Raw genomic sequence first — 9,799 nt, 5'->3', positions numbered from 1 at the left:
CGGGGACCGTTCGTGTTATTATGCGTAAAAACCCTACTCTTGTAAGGGCCTGGGATGGGGAGAGTGGCCCATCTATAGCAGTTCCCACCGTTATTCTTCTACCTGAAGGGGAGTGCGTTCGCGTAGCGTGTACGCGCGAGCCCAAACATCTTGCTCGCTATTGTCTAGAGCGAGCAAGATGTTTGGGCTCCTCTAAATGTCTGTACTTCATGAGTCCACCGAACCGCTATATTGGGCTACAACGGACCGCAACCGGACTCTAAGCTGCATTTATAGTAGATTCAGTCCGTCCAGCCCTCCTCAAGACATCAAGGAGGGGACTGGAGGTGGATTGAGTCTTGAAAGCGCCTGTAATAGCGCGCTTTTTGCGTAGGATTACGAATGCAAAATCTAGGAATTTAACTTTAAAATAGAATTACCCTTACTCATAAAAATAACAATCTTCCCGAATTGAGGGAAGATAAAAAGACTAAGAGGGTTTTAGGAGACCCTGTTTTCTATACCCAACTCTATCTTTTGCCAATTGAGGGATGAGATGGAGAGCGGTAATTGAGCCAGGTCAATCTACTAAAGGGGCGAAGTTATCGGAAAAATTAGGGTGTTTCAATTCAATAGATGATGGCTCGAACCCTTAAAAATTGCTGGAAACCTAAACAAAAGTGACGTTTAGGCCAATGTACTGATTCCCAAGTGTGTTGAGGCGATGTTAAATCTACAATATCAACCTAAACCGGGGAAGTACATCAAGTTGCTGGCGTCGGATTTCCTTCCCTGGGAGAAGTACAGGGATTTGCCAACTCGCGGACACTTCAATGAAGATGAATTTATCAACAGATCAAGATGTGTCTCTTTATGATTGCGCCCTGAGTGCGATCGCGCCGCCTCATCCCTTACAAGTTTCTTACCCATCTTTTAAGGGCATGGTGGGCGGTGTATTTGACCTGCTGATCGAACAAAAAATCCCCGCCACCTTGTGGGTGAAACTTCCCGATTGGTGCGACTGGCAGGTAGACCTCGATCGCTATCGACATCTGCTCGGTGGAACAAATCCAGTCTATATCCTCAACCCTAGACCGGATGAGGAGACTGAAAAGATTCGCGATGAAAAGATAGAGACAGCAGGAGGAACCGGAGGGACAAAAGAGTTATATTCCCGACAGCGATACAGCTTTTTCAAGCAGCGATCGCCGGATAAACAGAACCACGGCGATCGCCACCTCCATCGGCACAATCCTCCCTACAGCGCCCCGCTAACCTGCGGCATTGATGAAAATTCCCTGATTAGCGATGAGGGAACGATCTTCATGCCGACCAAAACCCCCTTACCCTTATGCTCCATTCAGTTAGTTCTGAATAGCAAACTGAACGATGAATATTTTCTAATTGTGTTGTCCCCGGAATTATCCGTGGCAATTTTAGCCAGTCCCGGCCCATCAAAGGGGGTCGAATCCCATTCCCATCAGGAATCGAGGCGAAATAAAACCCTAGTTGCTCTTTATTCTATAGACCAACAGACGATTCAAAAGGTCTTCGATGGATTAAAAGTATCGGTGAGCAAAGGGCGTTGCCAGAGTTGTCCGATTTCCGAGAAGAATCAACCTCCAATCGAGACCGATGGGCAAGTTTGCGAGAATTTACTCGAAAATTGGGATATGGCCTTTGGTCACCTGGAACTGCCAAAACCGGACCCTTTATTATTGGGACATTTATTTAGCAAGCAACTCCAGCGACTGGAACAGCAGGGACAAGAACTGACTGGGAAGGGAGAACTGGCCGCATTGCGACGACAAAATCAAGAACTCCTCAATGCCTTGCAGTTTAAAGACGAGTTTCTGAATAAAATTGGACAGGAACTCCGCACGCCGTTAACAAATATGAAAACGGCCTTGAGCTTGCTGGATTCACCCAAAATCAAACCGGCGCAACGAGACCGATATAGTACGCTGTTGCATCTGTCTTGCGATCGCCAAAATGCCTTAATCGAAGGATTCCTAGAACTCGTTCGCCTAGAAAGCGAGGTGGATAAAGCCAAAATGGAGGGAATCCGCTTGGGAGAACTCGTCCCAGGAATCGTCAGTATCTATCAACCGATCGCCCAGGAAAAAGGCGTACTCTTAGCCTATACCCTCCGCAGCACTTTACCCCCCGTAATTTGTACCCGGGAATGGCTCAAAAAAATTGTGATTAATTTGCTGCAAAATGCCATTAAATTCACCGGGTCCGGCGGGGAAGTTTGGGTGCGTTCAAAGCAACAAGGCGATTATGTTCAACTAGAATTTCGCGACACGGGTATCGGCATTCCCCCCGGGGAAATTCCTAAAGTTTTTGAAGCCTTTTATCGGGGTCGTCAAGCCATTAATGATGATATAGAAGGAGCCGGACTCGGATTAACCATTGTCCAACAGCTTTTACTCCATTCCGGGGGTTCAATCACGGTCAAAAGCAGAGTAGGACGGGGTTCCGTGTTTACCCTGTTATTACCCGTTTACGACGAAAGCCAGGAGGAGTGGTAAACCTCTAGCCGGATGAATAAAAAAGGATGAAGCTTGAAAAAAATTCATCCTTCATCCAGTATCAATTATCCATTATCAATTATCAATTATCCCCGCATTTCTAAGGGCAAAAAGATAGTCAGCACTTGTCCATGTTGGTGACGGTTGCGGACAATCAGTTTACCTCCTAGGGCTTGAAAGAGGTTTTTAGTCACGCTCAGATTCAGACTGAGGTTGCCGGTTTCCGGCTGAAACATCAACATTTGACCGAGAGATTTGAGGGCCTGAGTCCCGGAAACCGAGGGTTCTGAATTGACGGAGGCATGGGTTTGGGAGTGGAGTTCTACTTTCAACTGATGACCCGCGAGGGAAATTACTACTTGGAGTTTGCCTCCTGCGGGTAAGGTGGAGGTGAAGTTATCGATCGCCCCGCTGAGGACCTGATCCAACAAGGATGGGTCACTGACGACCGAGGGCATTTTTGGGGGGAGAATCACATCTAAGGTGAGGTTGCGTCGGCTGGCTTGTTTTTCCCAGCGCGGGATACAACTATTTAAAACTTGGGTGAGGGAGGTGGAAGTCAGGTGCATCGGCGCATGGGCATCCTTGGTGGTTTCCAATTCCACCGCCCGGAAAAACAAGCCAAAGCGGTCGATTTGTTCGCTACATTCGCGATCAATGGCTTCTAAGCGTTTGATAATCTCGGCATCGAGATGACGGCGTTTGAGTAAGAGTCGGGTGAGGGTGCGGATGGTCGCCAAGGGCGTTCTAACTTCGTGAGCGATCGCCTGTAATAATTCCACATCCAAGGCCGGGGCTTGGTTTCGGACGTTCTTACTCGCCGCATCCCGCAGGTCATCTAAGGGCTGGTCGATCGCCGGTTTCCGGGGATTAGCCGTTTTAGCCGAGACGGTTCCCACGGATTTTCCACCCTTGGATCGCAGGGTTTTGGTAGTCGCCGGTTCCGGATTACTTAGGGCATTTCTGCGTTCGGCAGAGGTCCCAACCCGAGAATTCCCATCGGGACGGGATACCTCCCAGGAAATCTCCGCCTCACCATTGGGACAATCCCCCCTTGTGACTGAATCCCCATCGCATTGAGGTAAGGCCCGCATGGAGGAACCCCACCCGGTCCAATCTGCCGCGAATGCTTTCATTTCATCGAGGATTTCGCCATCAAGTTCTAGGGGTTCGGGGAGATATTCCAGAAGCTGTTGGGTAAACTGACAAACAATTTTGTAGTGTGGGGTGCAGGGTTTGAACCGTTGGAACTGCTGATCTAAGGTGGAAATAGCTGTCTGATTTTTGAAGGGGATTAGACGCGATCGCAACCCTTGCCACACCAAGGCGATCGCCTCTGGATCAAAGGAAAACTGAAACGCCGGTTGTCCCTGGGGGTTTAATCCCACCACCATCACCAGACTAAACCGCGCTGTCAAGACTAAACAAAATTGTTCGCGGGCTAGGGGGTCCCCGGTGAGCAGGGGTAAAACTGTCGGGTTGGGGGTATCTGAACCATTATCCGGGGTCGAGGGGAAGAGGGAGGAGGGTAACCTTGCGCCAGACTGCTGCACTCCCGCAAAGGTCCAAGTGGAGAACTGTTCTAAGTGGGTGGATTGGGTTAAAACCGGGACGGGACCGGATAAAACTAACCCTTTGCTAGAGAGGGGATGGGGGGTATCCGGGTCATCGCTTGCCCGTTCGCTATCGAGGAGGGCACAGACGGAGGCAATTGCCCCTTGCCATTGGCGATCGGCCCGAATGCGGCGCAACCAGAGCGAGGCTGCATCCCGATGGGTCGTTGTCCGATTGCGATCGCCTGGATCTTCCCCAGTCAACCCCATCTCTAGGTCCGAGGAATTGTCGGCTGACCCCGCCTGTGCTAAAACCTCGCTAATCGTTGGTAAGACCCACTTGTACACGGAAATATCCCCCTCTACAGTTCACTGGTTCAAATCATTAATTTTCAATAATTAAGCAAGAATTTGTAATTTAAAACTTGCTACAAATCCTTTAATCTAAATTCAAATGAAAACAAGATACTACTAGCCTATCTGGATCTACCCCATAAAAACATTCGTACAACCGAACAAATCAGTCGCAATCTCCGCAGAAAATCGGCAGGGTTACCCCCTTGATCCAAAATCAGTTTGACCCCCGAGGCAGTCGGCACTCGCCCCCTTGTTGGTAAAAACCCACCCGGTTGGTGTGAATGATTGAGGACCGCTATAGTAGAACATATCAATCATTATGCTTGGGAACTCGCCCTCAAACCATGTCTACCTTGCTCACTGATACAAAAAACTTATTAGCTGAACTAATAGCTCGTTATGCCTCCCGGGTTGATTATTTAGCAATTCGCCTAGAAGAAGCTGAAGGCACCGATATCTTTTTGCGGGGTGAAAAAATTGAAACCCTAAGTGAGGGAGTCTCGATTGGGGGACAGGTCCGCGCTTGCTATCAAGGGGGTTGGGGCTTTGCCAGTTTTAATCAACTGGGGGGACTGACGGAACGGATCGAGGAAGCGATCGCAGCGGCGCGATTAGTCGGGGATGAAGAAACAATTTTAGCCCCAGTGGACCCGGTACAAATTACTTGTGAACTGTTACTCACGGGTACTGACCCCAGAAAAATTCCGATTATCGAGAAAAAGAGATTGTGCGATCGCTATACGGATATCCTCCGCCAAGTTGACTCGCGCATCACCACCACCTCGGTTCGCTACAGTGACAGCGCTCAACGGGTCCTCCTGTTCACCTCGGAAGGCACAATCCTGGAACAGTCTTGGGTGGATATGGAAATGCGCTTTGCCGCCACGGCACGCAATGGCGAAACGGTCCAAACCGGACGGGAAACCACCGGGTCCCGGAAAGCTTACGAAGATTTAATCCAACTGGACTCCCAAGTGCTAGGGGCCGCCCAAAGAGCAGTGGATGCCCTCTCCCTGCCCTCGGTTAAAGGCAACACCTACCAGGTGGTGATTGACCCGATTTTGTCTGGGTTGTTCGTTCATGAAGCCTTTGGACATCTTTCTGAAGCGGATATGGCGTATGAAAACCCAGATTTGCTGGAAGTGATGACCCTGGGACGCCGGTTTGGTCCTGAAGAGTTGCAAATCTTTGATGGGGCGGCCCCTCCGGGTCATCGAGGGAGTTATCTTTATGATGATGAAGGCACTCCTGCCACCACTACTCAACTGATTAAAGATGGGGTACTTGTCGGACGCCTCCACTCCCGCGAAACCGCTGGGAAATTAGAGGAAACTGCCACGGGAAATGCCCGATGTTTGAATTATCATTATCCTCCCATTGTCCGCATGACGAATACCTGGATTGAACGGGGAAAGACTCCGGTTGAGGATTTATTTACGGATATTAAAGAAGGGGTTTATGCTCGAAATTGGCTGGGAGGGATGACGAATGGGGAAATGTTTACTTTCAGCGCTGGGGAAGCTTGGATGATTAGAAATGGCAAATTAGCCGAACCTGTGCGGGATGTGACGCTTTCGGGGAATGTGTTTAGTACCTTAGCTGATATTGAGGCGATCGGGGATGATTTCTACTGGGATGAATCCGGAGGTTGCGGCAAAGGCGGGCAAAATGGTTTACCTGTAGGCTGTGGCGGTCCTAGTCTGCGAATTCGCAATGTGGTAGTGGGTGGCGAATCGGCGTAGTTTTATCTAGTCTAATTACCAACCCCAGGACAAGAAACCGGGTTTCTAACCTAAATTTAGGCAACGGAAAAACCGTTGATGAAGAAACCCGGTTTCTAACCAACCCCAGGACAAGAGGGACAAGAAACAGGGTTTATAACCTAAATTTAGGCAACGGAAAAACCGTTGATAAAGAAACCCGGTTTCTAACCAACCCCAGGACAAGAGGGACAAGAAACCGGGTTTCTAACCTAAATTTAGGCAACGGAAAAACCGTTGATGAAGAAACCCGGTTTCTAACCCATACTGTATCGCCCAATTAAAAACCAACAATAGGGGTTCTGAAACAGCAGACTGTTACTGGACTGAGGGGAGGGAGGGTGGTTCTTCCAGTTGGTAGAGGTTTTCTATTTCGGCCAGGGTTGCTTCTGGGTCAGAATGAGTGGATTTTACCACATAATTGAGTTTTAATTCTTCTAAGAAATCAGTGAGCAAGATTTGTATTTCTTCTTGGGTTTGATGATCGCCTAGGGCTTTTCGGAAGGCTTGATTGAACTCCTTACTGAGGCGCTCAAACAGAACTCTTCCTTCTACATCGGCGTAAGAGGTTTCCAAAACGGTTACCGTAGTTTGGGCTAAGTTCGAGGCCATTTGTTCCGTAAAATCTCTGGGCAAATTTCCAAGTCCGGGTAAGGCTTTGAGGCTTTGATAAATCCCAGATTCTTTAAAAGCACTTTCTATACTATGATGCAAAACAGCTTCTAATTCTGGCTTAATTTGGGGTAAAACTTTGTAGATGGTTAATTCTAAGAGTCTGTCGGTAATGACTTCGATTTCATTCACATTGTTGAGGTCGATCGCCGGTTGAGGATTCAACAATGATTGGGCGGCAGTTCCTTCTCGAATGGAGTCTTGCGCTTGATTGATAAAGCGAACCATCACAAATCGAGATAGGCGATCGGCTAGTTTAGCAGCAGGTTCGTGGGTCATCTGCACTAGGATGCGATCGAAATTGACCAAATGACTCTGTTGCAGCCTCACCGCAACCGGAATCACCCGCAACCCTCGCCAAAATGGTAAAAACAATAAAACATCATACCAGCGTCGCAACATCGCATCTATCCAGCGTAAGCCCGTAATCCGGCGATGCATAAAGAAGGTGCGAAGTAGGAATTCTAGGCCAAAAAAGCACATAAAGAAAATATCAATTCGCCAAAAATCATCAGTAAATTGACCAATCTCATCTACACTTCTGGAATAGTTGCTGGCAATTAATGGGGTAATTTTGCTTTGAAAAAAGTTTAATTCTTGGTTTGAATTGTGAGTTATTAAATAACTAGAAGTCCAGAAGGTTTGAAAAGCATCCGAAGCATATTCTGTGCCAAGATGCTGACGCATTCGCCTTTGAATTTTGGCAAAAGTGCCGAACTTACCCGCAGCCATAAAGGGGTTTTCATTGAGCATCCCCTCGCTTTCATAGCGCAATGATTCTAGCAAATCCTCCACTTGGGGAGTTTCCAGGGAACTGTTCGGCTGTTGCAGTTGGCGGGTTAATTGATTGACGGTTTCTAGGTAGTTTTCGGTTTCCGGATGGGGTTCAATCCCTTTAATTTTATCATAAGTTACCACAACCGGGGGAATTTGGTGAAAATAGATATCACGCAGGGGAATGTAAGAAGAATCGAATCCCACTAACAATAAATTGATAACGGCGACAATCGCCATAAATTTTTTATACCAGTTAATGGGTCCTCCATTATTCGGGGAACCTTCTGGATTTGCCGTTTTTATGGTTTGCATTTTGAAGACAGAGGTTAAGTTAGAATTGAAAGTATCCCGGGATGGGTTTACTTTCTATTATCTCTATCCGGCATCAAAGCGACATCTATCTGTTGGATGAGGTGTTCTACAGTGGAGGAGTTATCTAAAATGACATCAGCCTGAGAGCATTTTTCAGATAAGGGCATTTGGCTATTAATTCTAGCCCTCGCTTGGTCTAGGGTCAATCCATCGCGTTCCATCAATCGCTGAATCTGCCGATCGCCAGGACAAGATATCACCCAAATTTCCGTAACTAAATCGGTCATTTGTGCTTCAAATAACAGCGGGATTACCAACACTGCGGTATAATTTTGCGGCAAAGTTGCTATTTCTCGAAGAAAGCGATCGCGCACTTGGGGATGAATTTGTTCCTCTAACCACTGTTTCTCCGGGGGTTGAGTAAAGACAATCTCTCCCAACTTCTGACGATTCAGACGGCGATCGGGCAGTAGCAAGTCACTCCCGTACCGCTTCACGATTTGATTCAACACTTCTGAACCAATACTCACTGCTTCCCGCGCATAAATATCCGCATCAAACACCGGCAATTTATGCTGATTTTTCAAGTAATTAGAAACGGTAGTTTTACCCGTAGCAATTCCACCCGTTAAGCCAATTTGACGTTTCTCTATCATGCTAAAACCTAATTGTTAATAAATTGTTTGGTGTTACGACTTGCTGTCGTAACACCAAACATTTAGAATGATTAGTTAGGAATATCTGGGATAGTCCCGGGATTATCTTGTTTGGCTAAATATTGACTTAAAGCATAAGCCATATCTGCACGAGTCATGGGTTGTAAGGGATTGAGCGCGTTATTGTTACCAACATTAACTAACTCTTCAAAGATAGCCGTAGCTAAGGCTTGTTTAGCCCAATCAGGGGTTTGATAGCCATCTTGATAGGAGGTTAAAATCCGATTAACATCGGCATCATTAAGCATTAACACGCCAAAAGCTTGGGCAAAAATGGCAAATCCTTCGGCCCGAGTTACGGGTTGATTGGGATGAAATTTGCCGGTTAAATCGCCTTTCATAATCCCGGTTTCTAGGGCGATTTCAATGTCGCTGTAGGCCCAGTGGGAGGGCGGAACGTCGGGAATGGGTTGATTTTGATTGGTCGCTGTATTTCGTTTGTCAAGTTGAAAGGTTTTGACGAGAATTGAGGCAAGTTCGGCGCGGACAACTCCGCGTTCGGGATGAAATTGTCCGTCGGGATATTGAGTCATTAACCCGGATTCAAGGACCTCTTGAATGGGATTAAGGGGTTGTTGTGCTCGGACGGATATCATCATGCTTTGCAGCAGTAAGGTGACGGAAACGAGGGTTAAAATTTTCTTCATAGATGATCTATAGTTCTCTCAAGACGGTTAGGGTTGAGCGCATTTGGTGTGAGGGGTCAAGAATCTGGGTTTTATAGAGTCTGGCATGACACCGATCGCTCTATGTTAGGTCCCTCACCTTCCTACAAAGCGCTATGGGATAGAACTACAACGGGGGTTTGACTCAATAAGGATTTTCTGCTACGATTCTACTGCTTAAGTGACGATTTCCATATATCCGATCGCCAGGGTCACAAGGCAAAGAAGTCGGCAATCTATACCGGAGGTGGGGTCTGGGGCTTTCCTGAAAAAAGTTTGGGGTTTAGCTTGAACTTTTTTGAAAAATGGGATATGATTCAATGGGGTAAAAAACAAAAATCCTCAATTTCCCCATCCTAAAGACCATTCCAGGCACAATCTCCAGCCTAGGACGAGGGAAAGCCTGACGGTACAATTCGGTCTACAGTCTCTAGGGAACCGTACCGAAACCAGCCCGTCTCAATCTCCGTAATT

Annotated in this window: 6 protein-coding genes; 2 read left to right on the top strand and 4 right to left on the bottom strand. The window is 47.4% G+C overall.

What is annotated here, in order from left to right; all coding sequences use genetic code 11:
* Positions 1–818: 818 nt before the first annotated feature.
* Positions 819–2,513 (top strand): ATP-binding protein, encoded by a 1,695-nt coding sequence (locus J0895_RS00290; RefSeq protein WP_207086153.1) that lies wholly within the window; start codon positions 819–821, stop codon positions 2,511–2,513.
* An 86-nt stretch (positions 2,514–2,599) separates the two neighbouring features.
* Here J0895_RS00290 and J0895_RS00285 read toward each other — a convergent pair whose 3' ends face one another.
* Complete coding sequence (locus J0895_RS00285; protein WP_207086152.1) at positions 2,600–4,414, bottom strand: histidine kinase dimerization/phospho-acceptor domain-containing protein; 1,815 nt, start codon at positions 4,412–4,414, stop codon at positions 2,600–2,602.
* A 353-nt stretch (positions 4,415–4,767) separates the two neighbouring features.
* On the opposite strand from J0895_RS00285, the gene J0895_RS00280 reads away from it, so the two are divergent.
* The gene (locus J0895_RS00280; RefSeq protein WP_207086151.1) at positions 4,768–6,165 is read left to right on the top strand and encodes a TldD/PmbA family protein; all 1,398 of its coding nucleotides are present in this window, start codon (positions 4,768–4,770) and stop codon (positions 6,163–6,165) included.
* A gap of 336 nt (positions 6,166–6,501) precedes the next feature.
* Here the strand turns inward: J0895_RS00280 and J0895_RS00275 are convergent, their stop codons facing one another.
* The 3 genes from J0895_RS00275 to J0895_RS00265 all read right to left on the bottom strand — a co-directional run bounded on the left by J0895_RS00275 (position 6,502) and on the right by J0895_RS00265 (position 9,307).
* Positions 6,502–7,944 carry a hypothetical protein gene (locus J0895_RS00275; protein ID WP_207086150.1) on the bottom strand — a complete coding sequence of 481 codons (1,443 nt, stop codon included), beginning with the start codon at positions 7,942–7,944 and terminating at the stop codon, positions 6,502–6,504.
* Between the two features lie 47 nt (positions 7,945–7,991).
* Positions 7,992–8,600 carry a dephospho-CoA kinase gene (gene coaE, locus J0895_RS00270; protein ID WP_207086149.1) on the bottom strand — a complete coding sequence of 203 codons (609 nt, stop codon included), beginning with the start codon at positions 8,598–8,600 and terminating at the stop codon, positions 7,992–7,994.
* 71 nt (positions 8,601–8,671) lie between these two features.
* Positions 8,672–9,307, bottom strand: coding sequence for an S-layer homology domain-containing protein (locus J0895_RS00265; protein ID WP_207086148.1), 636 nt, complete (start codon positions 9,305–9,307; stop codon positions 8,672–8,674).
* Positions 9,308–9,799: the final 492 nt, after the last annotated feature.

Source organism: Phormidium pseudopriestleyi FRX01 (assembly GCF_017313335.1).
Classification (GTDB): domain Bacteria; phylum Cyanobacteriota; class Cyanobacteriia; order Cyanobacteriales; family Laspinemataceae; genus Laspinema; species Laspinema pseudopriestleyi.
Note: the sequence above shows the minus strand (reverse complement) of the source record. Positions and strands in the feature narration are given on the sequence as shown.

What these genes read in the sequence shown, in the direction of transcription:
- J0895_RS00290 (WP_207086153.1), top strand. Translation starts at nt 819, where the DNA reads ATGAATTTATCAACAGATCAAGATGTGTCTCTTTATGATTGCGCCCTG.
- J0895_RS00280 (WP_207086151.1), top strand. Translation starts at nt 4,768, where the DNA reads ATGTCTACCTTGCTCACTGATACAAAAAACTTATTAGCTGAACTAATA.
- J0895_RS00275 (WP_207086150.1), bottom strand. Translation starts at nt 7,944, where the DNA reads ATGCAAACCATAAAAACGGCAAATCCAGAAGGTTCCCCGAATAATGGA.
- coaE (WP_207086149.1), bottom strand. Translation starts at nt 8,600, where the DNA reads ATGATAGAGAAACGTCAAATTGGCTTAACGGGTGGAATTGCTACGGGT.
- J0895_RS00265 (WP_207086148.1), bottom strand. Translation starts at nt 9,307, where the DNA reads ATGAAGAAAATTTTAACCCTCGTTTCCGTCACCTTACTGCTGCAAAGC.